This is a genomic window from Shewanella denitrificans OS217 (assembly GCF_000013765.1).
GTDB lineage: Bacteria > Pseudomonadota > Gammaproteobacteria > Enterobacterales > Shewanellaceae > Shewanella > Shewanella denitrificans.
The window spans coordinates 1,555,388-1,579,585 of record NC_007954.1; the positions used below are offsets into that span (position 1 = coordinate 1,555,388).

Consider the following 24,198-nt stretch of genomic DNA (forward strand, 5'->3'; position numbering starts at 1 on the left):
TAATGAGTACAGAAGACACTGGTGATGATTGGGCTGCGGCCATGGCCGAGCAAGCGATTGAAGAAGCACAACAAATAGAACTTGATGAATTAGTTGATGATTCTAGACCAATAACCAAAGAGGAAGCGGCTAAGCTTGATTCAATACTCGATATTCCTGTGACTATTTCAATGGAAGTGGGCCGCAGTTTTATCAGTATCCGTAACTTGCTTCAGCTTAATCAGGGATCTGTGGTTGAACTTGATCGTGTCGCCGGCGAGCCGCTGGATGTGATGGTCAATGGCACCCTGATTGCCCATGGTGAAGTGGTGGTGGTAAACGATAAATTCGGTATCCGATTGACCGATGTTATCAGCCAGACAGAGCGTATTAAAAAGCTTAAATAATTCCAACAAAATTAAGCTTAACTAGATTGAAGAGAATATGATGAATGAGGTCGCTTGACCTCATTTTAATTTCTCAAGTCTACAAGGAGTGCACAGTGCTAGATGTGTTATTAAGTTTCCCCCTTGTTGCAGCAGTGAATGCCGCAGTATCCCAAACGCCAGCGCCTCTGATGAGTGCTGGTCAAGAGACATCTCATATCGCTTCAATGGCCAGTATGGTGGGTGGCTTAATTGTGGTGCTGGCGATCATTTTTGTGTTGGCTTATATTGTGAAACGGCTCAACTTAGTGCCTTCTCAGCACAGTGTAATTAAATCTATCGCCGTGGCTTCTATGGGGCCAAAAGAAAAAGTGGTGTTGATTGAAGTCAATGGTAAGCAATACTTGTTAGGCGTTACAAGTTCACAAATCAATTTAATTGAAAAACTTGAAACTCAAGTCAAAGTCGAGAGTGAGTCATTTGCTCAGCGGCTAAAACAGGCTAAGGAGAGTCAATAATGCGATATTGGCTGGGGCTTGCTCTCCTAATTGGTTTAGGTTTTTCTCCTGCAGGATTTGCCGAAGGCATCTTGCCCGCTGTCACAGTGAAAACGGGCGCCGATGGCTCGGCAGAATACTCTGTGACCATGCAGATTTTAATTTTGATGACGGCCATGAGCTTTATTCCTGCCATGGTTATCATGTTAACGTCATTCACCCGCATTATCGTGGTGTTGTCCATCCTGCGCCAAGCGCTGGGTTTGCAGCAGACACCTTCAAATCAAGTGTTAATAGGCATCAGCCTATTTATGACCTTTTTTATCATGTCGCCAGTGTTTGATAAGATTTATACCGAGGCCGTTGAGCCATATATCAATGAAACCATGACACTGCAACAATCCTATGAAGTGGGTAAGCTGCCGATAAAAAGCTTTATGTTATCTCAGTTAAGATTGACTGATTTGCAAACCTTTGTTGAAATTTCGGGTTATAAGGGAATCACATCCCCCGAAGAAGCGCCCATGAGCGTGATTATCCCAGCGTTCATCACCAGTGAGTTAAAAACGGCTTTCCAGATAGGGTTTATGTTGTTTATCCCCTTTTTAGTGTTAGATCTTGTGGTGGCTAGCATTTTAATGGCCATGGGTATGATGATGCTGTCGCCTATGATCGTTTCATTACCTTTTAAGATCATGCTATTTGTGCTGGTAGACGGTTGGAGCCTAGTGATGGGCACCTTAGCGAATAGCTTTGGTATTTAAGGAGCTGTGCCATGTCTCCTGAAGCCTTGATTGATATATTTCGTGAAGCTTTATCTGTCATCGTACTTATTGTGTCGGCAATTATTTTGCCAGGTTTATTTATCGGTTTGATTGTGGCGGTGTTTCAAGCGGCGACATCCATTAATGAACAAACCCTAAGTTTCTTACCACGTCTTTTAGTTACCTTATTTGCTTTGATGTATTTAGGGCATTGGCTGGTGCAAACCATGATGGATTTTTTCCTGCAGATGGTGAACCTTATTCCCCAAGTGATAGGTTAGCCAATGGAAATATTGTTTGATGAAATCAGTCAAACGATAGCAGCCTACCTATGGCCACTATTTCGTATTTCCTCCATGTTAATGATCATGGCGGTATTTGGTGCCAATACCACTCCCTCACGAGTTAGGCTGATGTTAGCCGTCGCGTTTACGTTCGCTATCGCGCCTGTACTGCCTGAAATCAAAAATGTGGAGTTGTTCGCTTTTAGCGCCGTGTTTATTACTTTGCAGCAAATACTCATTGGTGCAGTGATGGGCTTTGTGACGTTAATGTTGATGCAAACCTTTGTGTTGACAGGTCAAATTATCGGTATGCAAACAAGCTTAGGTTTCGCTTCTATGGTGGATCCTGGTTCTGGTGAGCAAACCCCTGTGGTAGGTAACTTTTTTCTCTTATTAGCAACACTGATTTTCTTATCAATAGACGGGCATTTATTGATGTTTCGCATGATAGTGGCAAGTTTTGAATCTATTCCTGTATCAAACCAAGGGATAGAAATAGCGAACTATAAGATACTGGCTGAATGGGGCGGTTATATGTTTGGCGCGGCATTAACCATGTCTATGTCTGCCATAGTTGCCTTGCTATTGATTAATTTGTCTTTTGGTGTGATGACTCGCGCAGCGCCGCAACTCAATATTTTTTCCATTGGTTTCCCTGTCACCATGGTCAGCGGTTTGCTTATTTTATGGTTGACTCTTGGACCCATTATGGCTCACTTCGATGAGGTGTGGTATGCGGCCCAAGTCTTAATGTGTGATTTGCTTAGTCTAACTTGCCAACTGGATGAAGCCACTGTTTTCTAGTAGTTAGTGGTATCAATGGTTAAGCTTTCTTATTGCAACAGCGTTTTAGGATAAATTATGGCCGAGAATGATAGCAGCCAAGAAAAAACAGAGGAACCCACAGGGAGGCGCCTTGAGCAGGCGCGGGAAAAAGGACAGATAGCTCGTTCGAAGGAACTAGGAACAGCGGCCGTACTATTGGCCTCTTCAGTGGGGTTTATGATGACGGGACCTGCACTGGCCAAAAGTTTGTTTCGGATCATGGAACAGATTTTAACCATGGAAAGGGCACAGATTTTTGACACTAACTCCATGTTTCGAGTCTGGGGAGTGATCGGTACTGAGTTGGCAATTCCTTTATTAAGTTTTATTGGTATGCTGGCGGTAGTGTCGTTTCTGGGTAATATCGTTTTAGGCGGAATTAATTTTTCCGTTAAGGCGTTTATGCCAAAGGGAAGCAAGATGAACCCCATGAGCGGGTTTAAGCGCATGTTTGGCACGCAAGCCTTGGTGGAGTTGACAAAAGGTATCGCCAAATTCTCTGTAGTGGCTTTTTCTGCCTATTTTTTACTCGACTTCTATTTCGTTGATATTCTGCAATTATCCAATGACCATTTACCCAATAATGCTTACCACGCGTTAGATTTATTGGTGTGGATGTTCATTCTTTTATGCTCCTCTACATTACTTATTGTGATCATAGATGTGCCATTTCAAATTTGGAATCACAATAAACAGCTTAAAATGACCAAACAAGAAATCAAAGATGAATATAAAGACACAGAAGGTCAACCTGAAGTTAAAGCACGAGTGAGGCAGATGCAAAGGGAGATGGCTCAAAAACGCATGATGGCCGAAGTGCCTAAGGCGGACGTGATTGTGGTGAATCCAGAACATTATGCGGTAGCGGTAAAATACGATGCTAGCCGCTCGACGGCGCCATTTGTGGTGGCTAAAGGCATTGATGAGGTGGCATTCCAAATAAGGGCCATTGCCCGTGAACATGACGTTGCTATTGTATCGGCTCCTCCGTTAGCTAGAGCGATATACCATACGACTAAGTTAGATCAACAAGTTCCGGAAGGGCTCTTTACTGCAGTGGCACAAGTATTAGCATATGTGTTCCAATTAAGAGCATTCCAAAAAGGTCAAGGCAGACGACCTAAGCCTATTCCACTCAGCCAGCCTATTCCAGATGAACTAAAACATTAATTGATTGACCTTAAAGTTAAACTGATTTCTAATCATTGGCTCGTTTTTTGCTTTTCACTGTTATCAGTGTCAAAAATGCAGCATTAAGGTCAATTGCCAATGGAAGTAAAAGCCGCGTTAGGGCAAATAAAGTCGATCCGCCCCAGCACCTTTAAAGGGATAGGTACACCTTTACTGGTATTAGCTGCGTTAGGCATGGTCGTTCTACCTATACCGCCTTTCCTGCTCGACATCTTATTTTCTTTTAACATCTCCTTAGCCCTAGTGATATTACTGGTCGCTATTTATAGCAACAGACCGCTTGATTTTGCTGCATTTCCGACCGTGCTACTCATTGCAACCTTGCTAAGGCTGGCACTCAATGTGGCCTCAACCCGAGTGGTGTTGCTAGAAGGTCACAATGGCGGTGATGCGGCGGGTAAAGTGATCGAAGCGTTTGGCTCTGTGGTTATTGGCGGAAATTATGCCGTGGGCTTAATCGTGTTTTTAATCCTTATCATCATTAACTTTGCCGTTGTTACAAAAGGCGCGGGTCGCATCTCAGAGGTGAGTGCTCGCTTTACCTTGGATGCTATGCCTGGCAAGCAAATGGCTATTGATGCCGACTTAAATGCGGGGGTGTTAACTCAAGAACAAGCTAGAATACGCCGAGCTGAGGTGACTAAAGAAGCCGATTTTTATGGCGCGATGGACGGTGCATCGAAATTCGTAAAAGGGGATGCGATCGCGGGGATCATGATCCTAGTCATCAATATTCTGGGTGGTTTTATTATCGGTATGGTGCAGCACGGTCTTGATTTCTCTACTGCTGCTGAAATTTATACTCTACTGACAATCGGTGATGGCCTAGTGGCGCAAATCCCCGGACTATTACTTTCTATTGCAGCCGCCTTGATGGTTACCCGCCAGAATGAGTCTGGTGATATGGGGCAGATGTTAATCAGCCAAATGTTTGATAGCCCTAAGGCGTTAGTCATTGCCTCCGGTTTACTTTTCACTATGGGCGTTGTTCCTGGTATGCCCCATATTGCTTTCTTAAGTTTTGCCGCCATTACCGCTGGCACAGCCTTTATTATCCAAAAGCGCATTAAAGAAAAGAAAGAAACTGCATTAGCACTGGCAGTGAATGGTCCTAGTGAAGCTAAAGATAAAGAGCCTAAAGATCTCAGCTGGGATGATGTACGTCATGTAGACACTATAGGCTTAGAAGTCGGCTATCGCTTGATCCCCTTAGTGGATAAAGGTCAAGGTGGCGAGCTGCTTGGACGGATCAAGGGCGTGCGTAAGAAGCTGTCTCAAGAGTTGGGTTTTTTGGTTCCAGCTGTACATATTCGTGATAATTTAGATTTATCGCCTAATGCTTACCGGATTTCTTTGATGGGTGTTGTGGTCGGTGAAGCCGAGGTAAGGCATGATTGTGAGCTTGCTATTAACCCAGGTCAAGTCTATGGCAAGCTAGATGGTATCGACACCAAAGATCCCGCATTCGGCTTAGAAGCCGTTTGGATAACCGCAGAGCAAAGAGAGCATGCACAAACCTTAGGCTACACAGTCGTCGATACAGCAACCGTAGTGGCGACTCACATCAGCCAAGTATTAACCAACAATGCGGCTAAATTACTTGGATACGAAGAAGTTCAGCAGCTGATGGATATGTTAGCTCGTCAGTCTCCTAAGTTAGTCGATGGTTTTATTCCTGATATTATGCCCTTAGGCAGCGTAGTTAAAGTGATGCAAAATCTTCTTAATGAAGGGGTTTCTGTCAGAGATCTGCGCACCATAGTGCAAACCCTGTTAGAATACGGAAGTAAGAGTGCGGACACCGAAGTATTAACCGCTGCTGTGCGCATCGCACTCAAGCGCATGATCATGCAAGAGCTTTCAGGCCCTGAATTAGAAATCCCTGTCATAACATTGGCGCCGGAGTTGGAACAGATGTTGCATAAGTCAATGCAAGCGACGGGGGGGGATGGTCCAAATATTGAACCTGGTCTTGCTGAGCGGATGCAACAATCGTTATTAAGTGCAGCGCAAAAGCAAGAGATGGTCGGACAGCCAGCCATTTTATTGACATCAGGTATGTTAAGGTCAACGTTATCACGCTTTGTAAAGTACACAATTCCGAATTTACGGGTGATTTCATACCAAGAAATCCCCGATGAAAAACAAATTCGAATCGTATCGGCAGTGGGGCAATAGCGATGACACAGAATTTTGAGGGTGCATAAGTGAAAATTAAACGATTTTTTGCCAAAGATATGCGCGCAGCATTAGCTCAAGTCAAAGACACCTTAGGCTCTGATGCCGTCATCATGTCCAATAAAAAAGTGACAGGCGGCATCGAAATAGTCGCTGCAGTGGATTATGATGAGCCCAAAGTGAGCGCTAAGGTGAACACCCCAGTCCCAGGTTTTATGGACGTGAGCGAAGACAGAGTGTCCCTAGGGGCTAAACCTGCCATTAAGGCCGAGACTAAATTAAACCCGCCACCGGCGGCTGATTCTTTACAAGCGTTACTAGAGAAACAGCATTCTAGATTAAAGCAGCAAATGGCATCTCAGAATAATGAACCTGAACTGCCGGAGTGGGCTAGACAATTAGAGGCTTCAAAAAAGCCAAAGCCTGTGGCTAACTTTCAGCATCAGGCGTCTTTGTCTGATACTCCCCAGAAGCACAGCAAGCACAACCAAGCGGACTTCGATGCACTTAAAGATGAAATGGCGTCGCTGCGAAACTTGCTGACTCATCAAGTGTCCGCGTTGATGAAAGATCAGAAAAAACGCACCGACCCTATGGGTGCTATGCTTGAAAGTAAGCTATTGGCCGCTGAGTTTTCAGCCCCAATCGCTGCTAAGCTTGCTGGATTAAGTCAGCATTACACCCCAGTGGATTTAGTACGTGCACTGCCTCAGACTTTAGCTAATCTTCTTGATAATCAAGGTGATGATATAGTTAGGCGCGGTGGGGTTGTTGCCTTTGTCGGGCCTACTGGAGTCGGGAAAACAACATCCTTGGCCAAGCTGGCGGCCAGATTTGCAGCTCAGCATGGTCCAGAGCAAGTCGCGCTCATTACCACAGATCATTATCGTATAGGGGCTTTCGAACAGCTAGCAACCTATGGCAAAATAATGGGGTGCCCTGTTAAGCAGGCTCATGATCTTGCTGAATTAGAACAAATTATTTATCAGTTTAGGAATCGCAAGCTAGTATTAATTGATACAGCTGGTATGGGGCAGCGTGATATGCGCCTCTATCAGCAGCTTGATAATCTGACTGCCAATAGCAAAATTCCTATTCGCAGCTACTTGGTTCTTTCCGCTACAGGCCAACGCCGAGTACTACAAGACGCGGTGACCCATTTTAAACGCATTCCTTTATCAGGGGTTGTGCTGACTAAACTGGATGAATCGGTATCCATTGCCGGAGCATTGAGTGTGTTAATTCAAAATGAACTGCCTTTAAGTTATGTGACTGATGGCCAAAGGGTTCCAGAAGACATGAAAGTGGCAGATACCTTAGTATTAGCCAAACAAGCACTAGCTGCTATGAACGAAACTGAACTACAATCGACAAAAGACACGGCGTGGTCAAATGACATGGCCTATGCATTCGAGTAAAGATATGACCCGAGATCAAGCAAGTGGTTTACGTATGATGAATCAACCATATAACGATAAAGTAAAAGTAATCGCCGTAACAGGTGGCAAAGGAGGCGTGGGTAAAACTAGCGTTTCAATTAACACGGCTGTAGCGCTTGCTGAAAAAGGCAAAAGAGTACTAGTACTCGATGCCGACTTAGGTTTGGCAAACGTCGATGTCATGTTAGGTATTCGAGCCGAACGAAATTTATCCCATGTGTTAAAAGGTGAAGCCGAGCTTGACGATATTATTGTTCGCGGTCCAAAAGGGATTGGCATAGTCCCCGCGACGTCAGGCTCTCAGTCAATGGTTGAGCTAACGCCAGCGCAGCATGCGGGGCTTATCCGTGCATTTAGTGAAATGCGTACTCAATTCGATATTTTAATTGTCGATACAGCCGCTGGTATTTCTGACATGGTGCTGAGTTTCTCTCGGGCGGCGCAAGATGTGGTCGTTGTTGTTTGTGATGAACCGACATCAATTACCGATGCCTATGCTTTAATTAAGATTTTAAGCCGTGAGCATGGCGTGTTCCGTTTTAAAATTGTGGCCAATATGGTGAGAAGTTTGCGGGAAGGCATGGAATTATTTGCTAAACTCAGTAAAGTTACTGACAGATTTTTGGATGTTGCTCTAGAATTAGTCGCAACAGTACCATTTGATGAAAATTTACGTAAAGCGGTTCGTAAACAAAAACTTGTCATCGAAGCATTTCCAAAGTCACCTTCAGCTATTGCTTATCATGGTTTGGCCAACAAGGTGATGACTTGGCCTGTACCGCAACAGCCAGGTGGTCATTTAGAATTCTTTGTTGAGCGTTTAGTTCAGCGTAAAGAAGTACAAGAGGATAGAGTGAGTGAATAAAGCCGCAGCGTATACTCAGTTCGATGATAAGTCGTCCGTTATTGAACAGTATGCTCCGTTGGTGAAAAAAATTGCTCATCATATGCTTGCACGGCTTCCAGCATCTGTACAACTTGATGACTTATTACAAGCTGGAATGATGGGACTGCTGGAAGCGGCGTCAAAATTTGATGGTACCAAGGGCGCTAAGTTTGAAACCTTCGCTGGTATTCGAATTCGTGGTGCCATGATTGATGAAATTCGCCGAGGAGACTGGGTTCCACGCTCAGTGCATCGCAATCAAAGGCGCGTGGCTCAGGTGATTGATGAGCTAGAACAACACTTTGGAAGAGATGCTCGTGACACAGAAATTGCAGAAAAACTTGATATGTCGCTCGATGAGTACCATCATATCTTAAATGATGTTTCTGTTGGAAAAATCATAGGCATAGAAGATCTGGGTGTATCACAGGATGTGATTATTACCGAAGAAACGTCAATGGATGAATCCTTTGATGAATTAGTTGAAACTCAATTCCAATCAGCGCTGGTTGAAGCAATTAAAACATTGCCAGAAAGAGATGCTTTAGTGTTATCGCTTTACTATGATGAAGCACTGAATTTAAAAGAAATTGGCGCCATACTTGAGGTGAGCGAATCTAGGGTTAGTCAGATATTAAGTCAGGCTATGCTTAGATTAAAAGCAAAACTCAAGCATTGGACACAAACATAATTATTAATAGAGCAAAACGAGTGTCAGCTCACCGGAGGAAACCTTGGACAAGAATATGAAGATTCTTATTGTTGACGATTTCTCAACAATGAGACGTATCATCAAGAACTTGTTGCGAGACTTGGGATTTAACAATACCCAAGAAGCAGATGATGGCTCTACAGCCCTACCTATGTTGCAAAGAGGTGACTTCGATTTTGTCGTCACTGATTGGAACATGCCGGGGATGCAGGGTATCGATCTTCTCAAAGCGATACGTGCAGATGATTCGTTGAAGCATTTACCCGTTCTTATGGTAACTGCAGAAGCTAAGCGTGAGCAGATTATCGCAGCAGCACAAGCCGGGGTAAATGGTTATGTTGTTAAGCCATTTACCGCAGCAACTCTTAAAGAAAAGCTAGATAAGATCTTTGAGCGACTCGCATAAGCAAGGATTAAGTCATGCAGGCAAAATTATCGGGGCTTATAACCCTCGAACAAGCCCAGCAACTTGTTACATTGCTTGAGGCGGGTGATCAAAGTTCGGCAGATGATGTCATTAGAGAGCTCGCGGGGCCTTTGCAACGTGAACTCTTTGAAGAGGTCGGTAAGTTAACTCGGCAGCTTCATAGTGCATTAATGGATTTTCAAGTCGATAACAGATTAGTTGAATTGGCCAATACAGAAATACCAGATGCCAAGGAAAGACTAAACTATGTTATTGAGATGACTGAACAAGCTGCAAATAAAACCATGGATGCGGTTGAAGAATGCATCCCTTTGGCCGATAGCATTATTATCAATATTCATTCAGTTTCCCCAAAATGGGAAAAGTTGATGCGTCGTGATATTGCCTTAGATGAATTTAAAGGCCTTTGTCATGATGTACAGAGTTTAATGTCTCATAGTCAGCATGATTCAAATCGACTACGTGAACTCTTGAATGAAGTACTGATGGCACAAGATTTCCAAGATTTAACTGGACAGATGATCCGCAGGGTCATTGATTTAGTTAGGGAAGTGGAAAATAACCTAGTGTCCATGCTCACAGTATTTGGTGACACTGCTATCGAAAGCACTCCTGTCGCTGAAAAGAATAAGATAGAAGCTGAAGGACCGATAATGAACGCTGAATTACGTGAAGACGTGGTTACAGGTCAGGATGAAGTTGATGATCTGCTATCGAGTCTGGGTTTCTAATTAGGAGTCAATTTAATGTCCTTTGATGTTGATGAAGAGATACTCCAGGACTTTTTGGTAGAAGCTGGTGAGATTTTAGAGCTTCTATCGGAGCAGCTTGTTGCTCTTGAAAATAATCCTGATGACACTGATCTACTAAATGCTATTTTTAGGGGCTTCCATACCGTTAAAGGCGGTGCGGGTTTCTTGAGCCTTAATCCCATGGTTGCGGTTTGCCATGAGGCAGAAAATACCTTTGACCTTCTTCGCACAGGTAAACGTAGTGTTAACGCAGAGCTGATGGATATCATCCTCCAAGCCGTAGATGCGATTAACATGATGTTTAGTCAGACTCAGCAAGGGGAAAACCAAGATCCTGTTGATGCTGAACTTCTTGGAAAGCTAAAGCTGCTGAGTTCTGGTGCTCCATTGCCTTCAGAAATGACGGGTGTTGAAGACGTTGCTGAAGCAGTCTATGAAGAACCAGAGCTTGAATCTGAAGCCGAATTGGTCGAAGACGTTGAGAATGTTAGTGTTGAATCGACTCAAAGTGACACGATTGATGAAATAGATGAAAGCGAGTTCGAAGCCCTCTTAGATGCCTTACATGGCCCTAGTGGCAGCTCATCGGCGCCCACATCAAGTACTGCCCCAGTTGGCAATGCTGATGTCGCCAGTGATGAAATCACTGATGATGAGTTTGAGCGACTCCTTGATGAGTTGCACGGTTCAGGTAATCAAACTGAGGTTAAAGCCACTGCTCCAACTCCTAAAGCGCCAGAGGTCACTGCTAGCACGGCAAATTCAGATGATATTACCGATGATGAATTTGAGCGTCTTCTCGATGAATTGCATGGTAAAGGCAGTGGCGGGGCATCTGTTGAAAAACCGGCGGCTCCAGTTGCTAAAGCTGCGCCCCCAACGCCTCCTAAGCCTGCGGCTCCTGTTGCTGCAGCAAAAGTTGAAGCCGTAAAACCTGCGCCAACACCTGTAGTTAAAGCCCCAGAGCCTAAGGTCATTGACGAAGCTAAAATGCCGGCAAAAGCCTCGGCGGTGCCTCAAGGTGAAACTACAGTACGTGTTGATACTGCAAGGCTTGATCAGATCATGAACATGGTCGGTGAGCTAGTATTAGTGCGCAATCGCTTAGTGAGCTTAGGCATTACCCGCGAAGATGAAGCCATGACGAAAGCCTTGGCGAATTTAGATTTGGTGACGGCTGACTTACAAGGTGCGGTGATGAAAACCCGCATGCAGCCTATTAAGAAGGTGTTTGGCCGTTTCCCCCGAGTGGTTCGAGATTTAGCTCGAACACTCAATAAAGAAATTGATCTCATCATGGTGGGCGAAGAGACTGACCTTGATAAAAACCTGGTTGAGGCGTTAGCGGATCCCTTGGTCCACTTAGTGAGAAACTCTGTCGATCACGGTATTGAAATGCCTCTTACTCGTGAAGCAACGGGTAAATCACGTACTGGTACTATCACCTTGTCAGCAAGTCAGGAAGGCGATCACATCTTATTGAAAATTGAAGATGATGGCGCCGGTATGGATCCTGTAAAACTCAAGGAAATAGCCATTTCTCGAGGCGTGCTTGATGAAGACTCTGCAGCAAGAATGTCTGATAGTGAAGCCTATAACTTGATTTTTGCCCCAGGATTCTCCACCAAAGTTGAAATATCGGATATCTCGGGACGTGGTGTTGGAATGGACGTGGTGAAAACCCGGATTAACCAACTCAATGGTACTGTGCATATTGACTCAATGAAGGGCAAGGGCACCATACTCGAAATCAAAGTTCCCTTAACGCTAGCCATAATGCCAACCTTAATGGTAGACGTCGCTAAGCAAGTGTTTGCCTTGCCGTTATCCAGTGTTAATGAAATTTTCCATTTAGACTTAACTAAAACCAATATTGTCGATGGCCAACTGACGGTTATCGTGCGCAATAAAGCTGTTCCCTTGTTTTATTTAGAGCAGTGGTTGCATCGTCATAAAACCAAGTTAAAGCATGGTGATAAGAAGCAAGGCCATGTCGTCATCGTTCAACTAGGTACCCGTCAAATTGGCTTTGTGGTGGATGCATTGATTGGTCAGGAAGAAGTTGTCATCAAGCCGTTAGGTTCTATGCTGCAGGGCACGCCGGGGATGGCGGGAGCGACGATTACATCTGATGGCGGTATCGCGTTAATATTAGATGTTCCTGGGCTGTTAAAGCACTATGTAAGCTCGAAGCAGTAAGCGTATTAGAGTGTTAAGGAATTAAATGACCATACAAGTTTTAGTTGTTGATGATTCAAGCTTTTTCCGTCGTAGAGTCAGTGAGATTGTTAATCAAGATCCTGAGTTAGAAGTGATAGGCGTTGCCGTTAATGGCAAAGAAGCCGTCAAAATGGCGGCAGAATTGAAACCTCATGTGATCACTATGGATATTGAAATGCCTGTTATGGACGGCATTACCGCTGTCCGTGAAATTATGGCCAACAATCCAATTCCTATACTGATGTTTTCATCATTGACTCATGATGGTGCTAAAGCAACCTTAGATGCGTTAGACGCTGGTGCCTTGGATTTTCTACCAAAACGTTTTGAAGATATAGCGACCAATAAAGATGAAGCTATTCGCTTACTGCAACAGCGGATCCGCGAGCTCGGTCGTCGGCGTATTTACAAACCACTATCTCGAGCTGGAGCTACAGCAGTACCAGCGTCTGCTCGAGCTGGGTTATCCAGCACAAGCCCAACGTTGGGGTCGTCAACCTTAGGTAGAAGCCCAGCATCGGGGTTAGCGTCATCAGCATCAAGAAATAGCCCAACTGTCAGTACGCCAGCCTCAGCAATACGGGCCAGTGGTAAGCAATACAAGGCCTTATTGATTGGCACCTCAACCGGTGGGCCTGTGGCCTTGCAAAAGATTTTGACACAATTCCCTGCGTCTTACCCTCATCCTATTTTGCTTATCCAGCACATGCCCGCTGCATTTACGCCGGCATTTGCAACTCGGCTAAATGGCTTGTGCCAGATTGAAGTTAAAGAGGCTGAAAATGGCGATCAACTTAAAGCAGGCTGTGCCTACTTAGCGCCTGGTGGCATGCAGATGATGGTTGAGCGCACTGGCAGCATAAGCCGCCTTAAAGTATTAGCGGGCAGTAGTGACATGAATTACAAGCCAAGTGTGGATATTACCTTCGCTTCGGCTTCTAAGGCCTTTAACGCAGATGTGCTGGCAGTTGTGTTAACGGGGATGGGGGCCGATGGCCGTGAAGGTGCGCGTATGCTTAAAACATCCGGCTCAACAATTTGGGCCCAAGATGAGGCAAGTTGCGTGGTATACGGTATGCCTCAGGCTGTCGCCGTTGCAGGGTTATCCACTCACTCTATCTCGTTAGATCAAATGGCAGAGGCGATATTGAAAGAGTCTGGTCGTGGCTAAGGGTATGAGCCGTACAGGATTAGTTTTAAGCTTGTTTCTCGTGTCCGTCTTGTGTTTAGTGTTTGGCAGCCTGTACTTAGATTCACGCAATAAAATGGCATTATTAAAAGAAGAAGTCAGTAGATTAAAGCAATCACAAGTCTTACTTATGGTGCCAGATGATCAAGCTGTGGTAATTGCCGACTGGCTAGAAAAACACCCTAAGCAAACCAATGCCTTGATCGATATGTTCGCAACATCCCCAGTTAATGGGCACAACAAGATTGAACATGAGGCTGCTAACACGAACCCGATACCCCTAAAGCCCGAGAAGAACAGTGTTATAGTGTCAGAAACTAAAGATGGGGTAAAAGTCATAAAATTACCCCATGGCGGGATCAGAGTCACTACCCGTGATGAGAGCCAAACTAAAGGCAATCAGTAATTTATCTGAGGCAAAGTTGAGAGGCGTTATTTGAAAGTATGGACTGTAGCAAATCAGAAGGGCGGGGTTGGTAAAACCACTTCTGTTGCAAGTTTAGCTGGCGCGTTAGCTAAGCGTGGTATGCGGGTATTGATGATAGATACCGATCCACATGCTTCACTTGGATATTATTTAGGCATAGACTCCGAAACTGTGCCGGGCTCTTTGTATGATATTTTTCTAGCGCATAAGCAATTGTCGTTAGCGCTTATTATGCCGCATATTATTAACTCGCAAGTAGAAGGGTTAGATCTCATTCCAGCGACTATGGCGTTAGCGACCTTAGATAGGGCTCTTGGCCATCAAGAAGGCATGGGCTTGGTGCTGAGGAATTTAATCAATTTGCTAGAAGGTAAGTATGATGTAGCCATTATTGATTGTCCTCCCGTACTGGGTGTGCTGATGGTCAATGCATTAGCTGCGAGTCAACATATTATTATTCCGGTTCAAACAGAATTTCTAGCCATAAAAGGGCTAGATAGAATGATAAAAACCATGGAGTTAATGGGGCGCTCAAAGAAAACTCGTTATAGTTATTCTGTGGTACCTACAATGTATGATAAACGCACAAAAGCGTCGCCAATAGCCCTAGAAGTACTGCAAGATAAATATAAAAATGCATTGTGGCCAGATATGATCCCAGTCGATACTAAATTTAGAGATGCGAGTCTTGCCCATGTACCAGCGTCTCATTATGCGCCAAACACTCGTGGGGTGAAAGCTTACGACAGATTGTTAGATTTTCTTTTGGCTGGGGAGTTCTCTCATGTCAAAGTCGGTTGATGATGCCGTAGTTGATTTTTTTGATTTATTATTAAAAGAGAAATCAGAAACGCCGCTCCCAGTTATAGACAAGTCTCTTTCTCAACCTAAGCCGTTTAGGCCTTCGGAGAGTCAAAGTCGCTCGCCCGATGCTAATGTTTTGTTTACTCAAGTTGAATCGAGTCCGGTTTCAAGAAGCATACAGGCAAAACCTATTGCTCAAGTGAGTCGAGATGTAGATAAAAAAGCCCTTGAAAAATTGCTCGAAGCGGTATCCAAGCCAAGCATCAACACGGAGGAGACCTTAGAGGAAGGGATAAAAGCTAAGGCGGAACTCATTCGTCAGGCGATTAAATTGCAACCGCCAGCAAAAAATTCAGAAAGGATACCAGAAAGTAATAAAAATAAGGTATTGGAAGATAAAGAAATAATTTTCCCTGCCGATAAAAAAATGCAAGCCGAGTCAGTGGCTCCTGAATCTGAGCTTCCTGTGACTGAACCTGAAGTTGTGACAGAAATGCAGACTCAAACTGGTTCCGTTCCACCGAGCATTACAAAAGATCTGCAAGAAGTGCTCGATGATGAGTTTCAAGTACTATTCTTTAATGTAGCAGGATTAACCTTAGCCGTACCTTTGGTAAGTTTAGGTGGGATAGTTAAAATTGATCGTATTAGCCATTTAATCGGCCGTCCAAGCTGGTTTAAAGGTGTACAAACTCACAGAGAGGCTAAACTTAACGTGGTGGACACCTGTGCTTGGGTTATGCCAGAAAAATATTCACAAGAGCTTGCTGAATCTATAGATTATCAATATCTTGTATTGTTAGAAGATAGTCATTGGGGGCTTGCTTGCGAATCCCTAGTTAATGCGGTGAAAATTAATAAATCTCACGTTAATTGGCGTGAAAAACCCGGTAAGCGACCATGGCTTGCAGGCGTGGTAAAAGAACAAATGTGTGGCATTTTGCATGTACAAGCTTTAATTGAAATGTTGGATGCAGGTTTAGGGTGTCAGGATTCGATTGACCGAGGTTAACTATGACAGAATCAAGAAAAGTCGCAGCAGTAGCTGCAAGTAAAGATGATGCAGTACTACAGTGGGTGACATTTAAATTAGATAATGAAACCTATGGCATTAACGTAATGCAAGTTCAAGAAGTGTTACGATATACAGAAATTGCTCCTGTTCCTGGTGCGCCTCATTATGTACTGGGTATCATTAATTTACGCGGTAGCGTAGTTACTGTTATCGATACCCGTTCGCGTTTCGGGTTAAACTCCGCCGAAGTCGATGATTCGACTCGTATCGTTATTATCGAAGCAGAGAAACAAGTTATTGGTATTATGGTCGATAGCGTTGCTGAAGTGGTTTATTTGCGACGTTCTGAAATTGACAACGCGCCGAATGTGGGTACAGAAGAAAGCGCTAAATTTATTCAAGGCGTAAGTAATAGAGACAATGAACTACTCATTCTGGTTGATTTAGATAAGTTATTATCTGATGAAGAATGGGCCGAGTTGACTGACGTCTAGAACACTGATTTTTATGTGAATGCCAGCATGATTGCTGGCATTTGTTTGTCTGGTATTTGCTGGGTGTCAATAATGGCATTCATTAAGGGATTTACGATGGGCGATGAGCTGTTAATCGCAGCATTAGCATATGTTGTGGCTTGCTTAGGGTTAATTTTATATTTACAGCGTAGAACCAGTAAATTAAAGACAAAAGTTGATGCGCTCACTGTGTTGATCAAAGAGAGCGACCGTCAAAGAGAAGCGGTTAAGCGTGAATTACAAGAGCTAAGAAGCGGTACTATTGGGGTTGGGCGTCGCGTCCTCGAGATTGAGAAGAAGCTAGGTAAACAATCTGAGATGCTTGAAGAAGCCAGTTATAACGATCCACAGGCCAAACTGTATGCTAGGGCGGTTAAAATGGTGTCTTTAGGGGCTGGTATTGAGGAGTTGATGAGCGAATGTGAGCTACCTAAGGCGGAAGCTGAACTGTTACTCAGATTACATAAAAGATAATAGTACCGATACAAGACTCTTATTTGATGACGAGTAGTGTTTGTTAAGCTATTAACCTCAATTTTGCAGATCTTGTGTTGGAGTCACCCAAGGCAAAGATTAGACAGTTTCAACAATTTTCTGATGCAAATTATTCCACTGCTCAGGAAACTTACCATCTAACATATAGATAAAAGCGATTAATTCTGCAATCAATAAATACAGTTCCTTCGGGACTTCTTCACCGAGTTCCAGCATTTGTAAAAAGTTGCTTAAATTAGGGTCTTGGTGAATATGGACTCCGGCCTTTTCCGCTAAGGCTATGATTTCTTCGGCCAGCAGATCAGTACCACTGGCAGTCACTTTAGGTGCACTCTTACCGTCAAAACTTAAAGCAACAGCTTGTTTACGACTAGTCATGATTCATTTTCCTTATGCGCGAGTTTTTACTAGGTAGTGATCACCTGGTAATAGGGTTGCTGGAACAGTGCCAATTTGGGTGGAAAAGTCATTGAGTTCGAAACCAATCTGCGCCATCTTTTGACTTAACGGGGATTGGAATTGAGTAATTCTTTGTAATAACGCCTCATTATTCCCAGTAAACTTTAATCCTAAAAATTTGCCTTGCCTCTGAGCATTGATCAACAGACTACCCTGAGAGAGATTAAACTTAAGCTGTAAACGCCATCCAGTTAATTCTGCCTCTTGCTCATTATCCTCGTCTCGTTCGAATTTACCTTCTAATTGTTCATCCCTTTGATTGATAGAATAGGGGAGGGCAAAATACCAAGTGGGATTTTGATTTGGATCCATACTGGCTTGTTGATAAAGCACTAGGCTACTGGCTAATTGCGCCATACTATCTAGGCTTGCACCTTTATCTAAGGCTGCCAGTAATCCTTGAGTCATCTTTAATTGCATGCCTAAGGTGAGCTGTTGTAAATGCTTAGCTAATTTATTTGATAGCGCTTGCCCACTAGTACTGGCTTTAAAACCCAATAAAAGTTGAAACAATGTCGTGACAGCTTCGCCAGTGAAAGCGCTTTGGCTCGTTAAGGGATTGCTGGCCAAGTTTAGCGTATTGAAGCTGGTTAATTGAGACTGAAGTAGTTGTGGTTGTGCATACTGAGATAATGGCATAGTCGCCAATTGAGGCAAACTTTTTAATAACTGACTCGCCACATTATTCACTTCATTCACCGATGATTTTGTGCCCGCTGGCATAGCCCCAGATTTACTTAGTGCTTTTTGTAAAACGTCCATAGGGGCGAGCTCAACATTGCCTTTAGGCAGGGGCCCTGATTGGCTGTTGGTAAGGTCAATGGGTTTAGCCGCTTCTTTAGAAGGCACTAGGGAAGAGGGAGCGAGCAATTGACTCGCTTTGAGCATATTCGATGTTACGGCAGTTGGCTTGTTAGTACTCGTTTCCCCTATTGAGGCTTTCACTCCCTGCTGAGTTGACGTTTCAGTGCCAAGTGTTAATTCAGCTTGCTTAGATAGCGCCGGTGTAGGGCTATTGGCTATTTTTCCAGCCTCAGTGGCGACTATAAATGGGGTGTTTTCGAGTTTTTTAAGCCATTGAGTGAGAATTTGAATGGGCTCATTCTTAGTTAACAGAATTTGACTGTTACTGGCAGGGGCACTAGCAGGTGTTTTGGGGGCGAGTTGAACAGTGATTTCCCCTTGAACGGCAGTCAATTTAAGCACTAATTGCTTGCCTTGCATGCCAATATTAGCGACATACTCTCCCTTAGGTAACAGTAATTTATTGTCTAGTTTAATGCTGGTGCCATTATCAAAGCTAAGTTGCTTTCCCTCTGATTGAGTTATGCCTAAGGGGTAGCCTTGGATTCTTTGCGCAAGCAGTTGCAGTTGTTGATCGCTAACACCATTTGTATTCGCGAGTGCTCGCAGTGAGTCAGGCAATAAAATTTGAATATTTTGACCGAGTAAAATTAGTTTTGCTTGAGTTTGGCCCTGAGCTAAGGATTTGGCATCTTCACTGCTTAGCATCACTTGCAATTGAGAACTATTTTGGTTCAAAGCTAAGGTCAATTTACTCTGTGCGGCTAATGGGTACTGTGCACTTTGTAGTGCGAGTCGAATGGCACTTTGCTTATCTGTGCCCGAACTTTCATCTGTGTTACTTAAGGGGCTTTGAGTGACCGTCGCGGGCAATAAACTTGACTCAGCATGGACTTTAGCTTGCACCTGAGCTTGTGGTGGTAAAGCTGACACTAAGGTTTTAGGGATAAGCTCAGACATAACAAACTCTTAATTTTAATGAAGTGTTCAAGAAATAGTTATTGATCTTGATCCTAAGCTCAGTATTCTAAGCTGTTCGATCGTAATTTTAATTTGTATAATGCCAAACTCATCAGAGCTTTGCTTGCCAAACAACTAAATTAGATAAGCTTAATATAGACTTTGAGCTAACTTAACCATAGGTGTTAGCTCATCGTTTGGTTTTATGCCTATGATTTACGCATAGGTATACCAAGTACGGCATGATGTTCATTATGACACAATATTTTTTTATCTTGCTAATTTGCTATCGACCGAAAGTGGATTAGCTTTAATTATCGTCTCGCGTAATTGGCAGATGTTTGCTAAGCAGTTTTTATGAGTAACTTATGAACTATAAATGGATATTAGCCGTCTCAAGTTTCCTATTAAGCGGACACGCTTTGGCTCAAGAGGCGAAAGGGTCTGCAGATGAAACTAAGGTAGAAGTGCAATACCTAGATCCAAGAGACCCATTCGAAGGATTTAACCGTGCTATGTGGGATTTTAACTACTTGTATTTAGACAAGTATATCCTTAAACCAGTTGCACATGGTTATAACGATTATCTACCGCTTCCAGTCAAGGACGGGGTTCACAATTTCACCACTAACTTTGATGAGCCAAGCTCCTTGGTGAATAACATATTACAAGGGAAGTGGAGCTGGGCTGCAAATGCCGGTGGCCGTTTTACCGTTAATACAAGCCTAGGTATATTAGGTATTTTCGATGTTGCTCAGATGATGGGAATGGAGCGCAAACAAGATGATTTTAGTGAAGTGTTAGGCTTTTATGGCGTGCCTAATGGCCCCTATTTTATGGCACCTTTCTTTGGGCCTTTTGTGACACGTGAAATCGCATCGGATTGGGTAGATGGTCTATACTTTCCTTTATCAGAGCTAACTATGTGGCAATCTGCACTGAAATGGGGCATGAAAAGTTTGCATAATCGTGCTGAGGCCATTGATAGAGAACGGTTATTGGATAATGCTTTAGATCCCTATGCTTTTGTAAAGGATGCCTATTTTCAGCATGTGGATTATAAAGTTTATGATGGAAATGTCCCAACGACTCAGGAAGATGACGAGCTGCTCGATGAGTTTATGGAAGAACTCGAGTAGGTATCGAAATAAGCACTTAATCTCAATTAGCTAATTATCTCCGTGAGGTTGTATGGCACTAACTGATGTAGCTGTTCTTTTGGTTGATGACGATCCTGTGTTTCGTCAGTTAGTGACTGATTATTTAATTTCACAACAGGCCACGGTTTTTCAAGCCGCAAGTGGTCATCAGGGTCTTGAACTGTTTGAAAAAAAACAGATTGATGTGGTGGTTGCCGACCTCAGCATGCCTGGATTAGGCGGGCTGAACATGCTTAAACAGCTCATCGAGATGGACCCTTCTATTCCTGCCATTGTTATTTCGGGTCACAGCGTGATGGCTGATGTCGTTGAGGCACTTCGCATTGGTGCCAGCGATTACTTGATCAAACCCATTCCTGATTTATTTATCATAGGCCAAGCCATAGAGCAGGCCATTGAAGATGCGGTTAATCAGTCTGCCAACGCTAACCTGCAATCATCTGAAGAGAGTGCTCTGCAAACTATGCTCGAGTCCGAGATGGGGCCGTTAAACCAACTCTCCTACCAAGAGCTCAATGATAATTTGCATTTGCTTGAGCAAAGCGCCTTAGCCGCAAAGAGCGTGCAGCAGCAGTTATTTCCCGCATCCAATGTTGATTACCCCTTAGCGGAAATCAATTACAGTTTATTTAAGAATGATGATATCAGCGCCTATTTTATCGACTCCACTATGGTGGGGGATAAACATCTTATTTGCTATATGGCGCATTTTCATCCAGAAGATAATAGCGCTGCATTTGGCTGTGTTTTACTGAGAAGCTTCGTCAATCAGAAGCTTAAACTATATCGAAACGGCCTAAGTACCACCTTGATTGAGCCTTTTAACATGCTAAGTTACTTAAATGAGCGCATGGTTAAATCTGGCTTACATATGCAAGTTGATGTGAGTTATATTTGTATTGAATTAACCCAGTACCGAGTTGCCATAGGGCAGGCGGGTAATGGGCTTAGGTGTTATTTACGCAATCATATGGGGCTGGCTCCCATAGCCTTACCTGAATCTAAACCCTTAGGTTCTGAACACTGGCAAAAGCCCAGTACTCAGTTTCGCAGCTTGATGCCAGGGGAGAGCTTGTGTATTGCCACTCAAGACCAGCAGCATCAAGCCATGCTATTAGATGATGAGTTTGTTGGATTGGTTTTTAGGGAGAATATTGCCAGTGGTGGATTTATGGAACTCAAAGCCAAATAATAGGCACATAGTTAACGCGATTGGTATTGCTAACAAAAGAAAATGCCAATAAAAAACCCGCAATAAGCGGGTTTTTTGGATTTAGATTGACTGATAAAAATTAACGCTTAATGGCTTCGTGCTCAGCGGTTACAGCAATCTCTTCTTCCAAGGCTTCTTCCTCAGTGTGATTTTTGGTTTCTGCACCGTGCATCCAATCCACTAGCTTGTCCGCCATGAAGTATAAGATAACACTTGATACTACAGCGGTAATTGCGATGCCTGCGAAGATAGACATAGCGTTGGCCAACTGTTCTTCAACTTCACCGCCATGGCCAATCAATGAGCCGACTAAACCACCGACTTTGTTAGCAATAGCGATAAACAGGAACCAGGCACCCATCATTAATGATGCGATACGCAGTGGAGCCAATTTAGTCACCATAGAAAGACCGATAGGTGATAAGCACAGCTCACCCATGGTATGGAAGAAATAAGCGCCGACTAACCACCACATGCTAGATTTTGCATCGGCGTTGCCGCCCATTTCCATGACCGCGCCCATCATGAACAGGAAGCCTACTGCAAGGAGAACCAAGCCTAAAGCAAACTTTACCGGTGAATTTGGCTCATTTTTACCAAGACGTATCCAAATGGATGCAATAACAGGCGCAAATACCACGATGAACACTGCATTTAAAGACTGGAACCAAGTGGTGGGCACTTCCCAGCTGCCGATCATGCGATCGGTGAAGTTATTCGTAAATAAGTTCATCAAGCCACCGGCTTGTTCAAATCCTGCCCAGAAAATAATGGTGAACAGACCCATGATCATGATGACCTTGATGCGATCGCGTTCAACTTTGGTTAACGGTTCTTTACGGACTTCACCTTTAGCTTCATTTTTCTCACGCTCTAATCTAGCGGCAGGTACAGTCCCTATGTCACCCAGCAATTTTTGCGCGTACACATATTGGATGATGAGGGACAACACCATACCCACACCGGCACATAAGAAGCCCATCTGCCAGTTACCGTCATAAGCTGCAACGACTGAGCCGACAACGATACCAGAAAGTGCTGCACCGACGTTGATACCCATGTAGAAAATGGTGAAAGCACCGTCACGGCGATGATCGCCTTCTTGGTACAAGTCACCTACCATGGTAGAAATGTTGGGTTTAAATAAACCGTTACCTAAAATTAACGTACCTAGACCTAGGTAGAAGAATAAGGTTTCAGAGCCTGGTACCCAGGAATGAGGTAAGGCTAAGGTAAATTGGCCTATGGCCATTAAGGCGCCGCCAATATAAATTGCTTTACGTTGACCTAAGAATGCATCAGCAAGCCAACCACCAATAAGCGGGGTCAAATAAACTAAGCCGGTGAAGGTACCGTATAAAGATAAAGCATCGGCCTGTGTCCAACCTAGACCGTGACCACCCTCAGTTTGTACCTTATCGACTAGATACAATACCAAGATAGCGCGCATAGCATAGTAACTAAAGCGCTCCCAGAGTTCCGTTGTAAACAACAGGAACAATCCCTTAGGATGCCCAAGCAGGGTTCCTTGTGATTTAGCGTCGTTCATTAAGTCTTCCACCTTAATTTTTTTAATTGGCTGCGGTGCAAAGGCACTGCAGAAAAAGTTATGGCAAGTTGGCTGGCGTTACATCGGCAAAAGGCGTGTTAAGACTCACTATGACACGATGTAAAGCGTCGCTTAATTGCGTTGAGTGATTTTTTTTATAATATAAACTCGATTTATGCTGATGTTCGAGTAAACTCAAACCGCAAAATTCTCACCTTATATACCCTTTAAAGCCACAGAAAGTCAATGTTAGCGCCTAAAGAGAGGGGAAATGCTAACCGATTGTGGCTAATGAGTGATTTTTTGTTCGCATTCAGGATCAAGGGCTTGTATCTTTAACCATACCATGGGCACGGGATGTTAACTCAGACAGTTGATTAGCGCTTGTTAACCCTGAAACTCACCAATCATAGTTAGGAAAACAATATGCTACGTTTAGCCTTAGGCCTATGGCTGGTTTTTTTTAGCTTCTCAGCCCTTGCTTGGGTTGATACTGATGCAGACGGTGTACCGGATAAGAAAGATGCTTGTGCCAATAGCCCTAAAGGCGTCATAGTCGAGGCTAACGGCTGTCATCAGGTGGAATTGTCCGTTCAGCAAGAGCCTGAAATTGAGCCGTCTGACTTTGACAGCATGGAACAAGTACAAACAGCCGCAATAACACAAAACTGTGTACTGGATGAAACCTCTGAATTTAATTTAAGTGCTTGTGATAGCATTGATATAGCGCCTGTATATTTTGAATTCGCTAAATCTCAAGTATTGCAAACACAAAAGCCTTTGCTGAAAAAAATCGCTATGCTTGCCAATCAAAGCGGTGCGAAGATAACCTTGGTTGGTCACACTGATATCATAGGTAGCGAAGCATTTAATCAAAATTTATCATTAAAGCGCGCCATGAATGTGAGTGCCGTACTCGTGGCTGAGTATGGTTTAATGGCATCTGATATACATTATTATGGTGTGGGTTCAACAGAGCCTGCCGATGATAATGCCACCGCGAACGGTCGTCAGGCCAATCGACGGGTTGAAATTACCATAACATTAGAAGACTAAACTGCGAGGGAG

The 24,198-nt window shown here is 43.8% G+C and carries 25 protein-coding genes; 22 read left to right on the top strand and 3 right to left on the bottom strand.

Annotation, left to right across the window (positions count from 1 at the left end; all coding sequences use genetic code 11):
• Nucleotides 1-2: 2 nt before the first annotated feature.
• The 19 genes from fliN (at nt 3) to SDEN_RS07035 (ending at nt 16,964) form a co-directional block, all read left to right on the top strand.
• Nucleotides 3-386: a flagellar motor switch protein FliN gene (gene fliN, locus SDEN_RS06945; RefSeq protein WP_011495778.1), complete on the top strand. Its 384-nt coding sequence runs from the start codon at nt 3-5 to the stop codon at nt 384-386.
• A 95-nt stretch (nt 387-481) separates the two neighbouring features.
• Nucleotides 482-883, top strand: coding sequence for a flagellar biosynthetic protein FliO (gene fliO, locus SDEN_RS06950; protein WP_011495779.1), 402 nt, complete (start codon nt 482-484; stop codon nt 881-883).
• Nucleotides 883-1,626, top strand: coding sequence for a flagellar type III secretion system pore protein FliP (gene fliP / locus SDEN_RS06955; protein WP_011495780.1), 744 nt, complete (start codon nt 883-885; stop codon nt 1,624-1,626). The genes fliO and fliP overlap by 1 nt, the downstream gene beginning before the upstream one ends.
• A gap of 11 nt (nt 1,627-1,637) precedes the next feature.
• Nucleotides 1,638-1,907, top strand: coding sequence for a flagellar biosynthesis protein FliQ (fliQ, locus tag SDEN_RS06960; protein ID WP_011495781.1), 270 nt, complete (start codon nt 1,638-1,640; stop codon nt 1,905-1,907).
• Nucleotides 1,908-1,910: 3 nt separating this feature from the next.
• Nucleotides 1,911-2,714, top strand: coding sequence for a flagellar biosynthetic protein FliR (fliR, locus tag SDEN_RS06965; RefSeq protein WP_011495782.1), 804 nt, complete (start codon nt 1,911-1,913; stop codon nt 2,712-2,714).
• A gap of 57 nt (nt 2,715-2,771) precedes the next feature.
• Nucleotides 2,772-3,905 (top strand): flagellar biosynthesis protein FlhB, encoded by a 1,134-nt coding sequence (flhB, locus tag SDEN_RS06970; protein WP_011495783.1) that lies wholly within the window; start codon nt 2,772-2,774, stop codon nt 3,903-3,905.
• 99 nt (nt 3,906-4,004) lie between these two features.
• Nucleotides 4,005-6,104 carry a flagellar biosynthesis protein FlhA gene (gene flhA, locus SDEN_RS06975; protein WP_011495784.1) on the top strand — a complete coding sequence of 700 codons (2,100 nt, stop codon included), beginning with the start codon at nt 4,005-4,007 and terminating at the stop codon, nt 6,102-6,104.
• A 29-nt stretch (nt 6,105-6,133) separates the two neighbouring features.
• Nucleotides 6,134-7,522: a flagellar biosynthesis protein FlhF gene (gene flhF / locus SDEN_RS06980; protein WP_011495785.1), complete on the top strand. Its 1,389-nt coding sequence runs from the start codon at nt 6,134-6,136 to the stop codon at nt 7,520-7,522.
• 4 nt (nt 7,523-7,526) lie between these two features.
• Nucleotides 7,527-8,408: a MinD/ParA family protein gene (locus SDEN_RS06985; RefSeq protein ID WP_041406124.1), complete on the top strand. Its 882-nt coding sequence runs from the start codon at nt 7,527-7,529 to the stop codon at nt 8,406-8,408.
• A complete protein-coding gene (locus SDEN_RS06990) occupies nt 8,401-9,120 on the top strand; it encodes an RNA polymerase sigma factor FliA (RefSeq protein WP_011495787.1) in 720 nt (239 codons plus the stop codon). The genes SDEN_RS06985 and SDEN_RS06990 overlap by 8 nt, the downstream gene beginning before the upstream one ends.
• A gap of 43 nt (nt 9,121-9,163) precedes the next feature.
• Entirely contained in the window at nt 9,164-9,547 is a 384-nt protein-coding gene (gene cheY, locus SDEN_RS06995) for a chemotaxis response regulator CheY (protein WP_011495788.1), read from the top strand.
• Nucleotides 9,548-9,561: 14 nt separating this feature from the next.
• Nucleotides 9,562-10,299: a protein phosphatase CheZ gene (locus tag SDEN_RS07000; protein WP_011495789.1), complete on the top strand. Its 738-nt coding sequence runs from the start codon at nt 9,562-9,564 to the stop codon at nt 10,297-10,299.
• A 15-nt stretch (nt 10,300-10,314) separates the two neighbouring features.
• Nucleotides 10,315-12,519: a chemotaxis protein CheA gene (locus SDEN_RS07005; RefSeq protein ID WP_011495790.1), complete on the top strand. Its 2,205-nt coding sequence runs from the start codon at nt 10,315-10,317 to the stop codon at nt 12,517-12,519.
• A gap of 25 nt (nt 12,520-12,544) precedes the next feature.
• Nucleotides 12,545-13,711 carry a protein-glutamate methylesterase/protein-glutamine glutaminase gene (locus tag SDEN_RS07010; RefSeq protein ID WP_011495791.1) on the top strand — a complete coding sequence of 389 codons (1,167 nt, stop codon included), beginning with the start codon at nt 12,545-12,547 and terminating at the stop codon, nt 13,709-13,711.
• Between the two features lie 4 nt (nt 13,712-13,715).
• Nucleotides 13,716-14,135 (top strand): hypothetical protein, encoded by a 420-nt coding sequence (locus SDEN_RS07015; protein WP_011495792.1) that lies wholly within the window; start codon nt 13,716-13,718, stop codon nt 14,133-14,135.
• A 30-nt stretch (nt 14,136-14,165) separates the two neighbouring features.
• Entirely contained in the window at nt 14,166-14,957 is a 792-nt protein-coding gene (locus tag SDEN_RS07020) for a ParA family protein (RefSeq protein WP_011495793.1), read from the top strand.
• Entirely contained in the window at nt 14,941-15,972 is a 1,032-nt protein-coding gene (locus tag SDEN_RS07025; RefSeq protein WP_011495794.1) for a chemotaxis protein CheW, read from the top strand. The genes SDEN_RS07020 and SDEN_RS07025 overlap by 17 nt, the downstream gene beginning before the upstream one ends.
• 2 nt (nt 15,973-15,974) lie before the next feature.
• Nucleotides 15,975-16,469, top strand: a complete 495-nt coding sequence (locus SDEN_RS07030; protein ID WP_011495795.1) for a chemotaxis protein CheW — start codon at nt 15,975-15,977, stop codon at nt 16,467-16,469.
• A 96-nt stretch (nt 16,470-16,565) separates the two neighbouring features.
• Nucleotides 16,566-16,964: a DUF2802 domain-containing protein gene (locus tag SDEN_RS07035; RefSeq protein WP_011495796.1), complete on the top strand. Its 399-nt coding sequence runs from the start codon at nt 16,566-16,568 to the stop codon at nt 16,962-16,964.
• A gap of 99 nt (nt 16,965-17,063) precedes the next feature.
• On the opposite strand, the gene SDEN_RS07040 is transcribed toward SDEN_RS07035, so the two are convergent.
• Entirely contained in the window at nt 17,064-17,363 is a 300-nt protein-coding gene (locus SDEN_RS07040) for an EscU/YscU/HrcU family type III secretion system export apparatus switch protein (protein ID WP_011495797.1), read from the bottom strand.
• A 12-nt stretch (nt 17,364-17,375) separates the two neighbouring features.
• On the bottom strand, nt 17,376-19,208 hold the full coding sequence (locus tag SDEN_RS07045) for a hypothetical protein (protein ID WP_011495798.1): 1,833 nt from the start codon (nt 19,206-19,208) through the stop codon (nt 17,376-17,378).
• A gap of 368 nt (nt 19,209-19,576) precedes the next feature.
• Between SDEN_RS07045 and SDEN_RS07050 the strand changes: the two genes are divergently transcribed.
• Together SDEN_RS07050 and SDEN_RS07055 are read left to right on the top strand one after the other, a co-directional pair.
• A complete protein-coding gene (locus tag SDEN_RS07050) occupies nt 19,577-20,347 on the top strand; it encodes an MlaA family lipoprotein (RefSeq protein WP_011495799.1) in 771 nt (256 codons plus the stop codon).
• Nucleotides 20,348-20,399: 52 nt separating this feature from the next.
• Nucleotides 20,400-21,560: a response regulator gene (locus tag SDEN_RS07055; RefSeq protein WP_011495800.1), complete on the top strand. Its 1,161-nt coding sequence runs from the start codon at nt 20,400-20,402 to the stop codon at nt 21,558-21,560.
• Nucleotides 21,561-21,660: 100 nt separating this feature from the next.
• Here SDEN_RS07055 and SDEN_RS07060 read toward each other — a convergent pair whose 3' ends face one another.
• Nucleotides 21,661-23,130, bottom strand: a complete 1,470-nt coding sequence (locus SDEN_RS07060; protein WP_011495801.1) for a peptide MFS transporter — start codon at nt 23,128-23,130, stop codon at nt 21,661-21,663.
• A gap of 426 nt (nt 23,131-23,556) precedes the next feature.
• On the opposite strand from SDEN_RS07060, the gene SDEN_RS07065 reads away from it, so the two are divergent.
• Nucleotides 23,557-24,186: an OmpA family protein gene (locus tag SDEN_RS07065; protein ID WP_011495802.1), complete on the top strand. Its 630-nt coding sequence runs from the start codon at nt 23,557-23,559 to the stop codon at nt 24,184-24,186.
• The last annotated feature ends 12 nt before the right edge of the window (nt 24,187-24,198 follow it).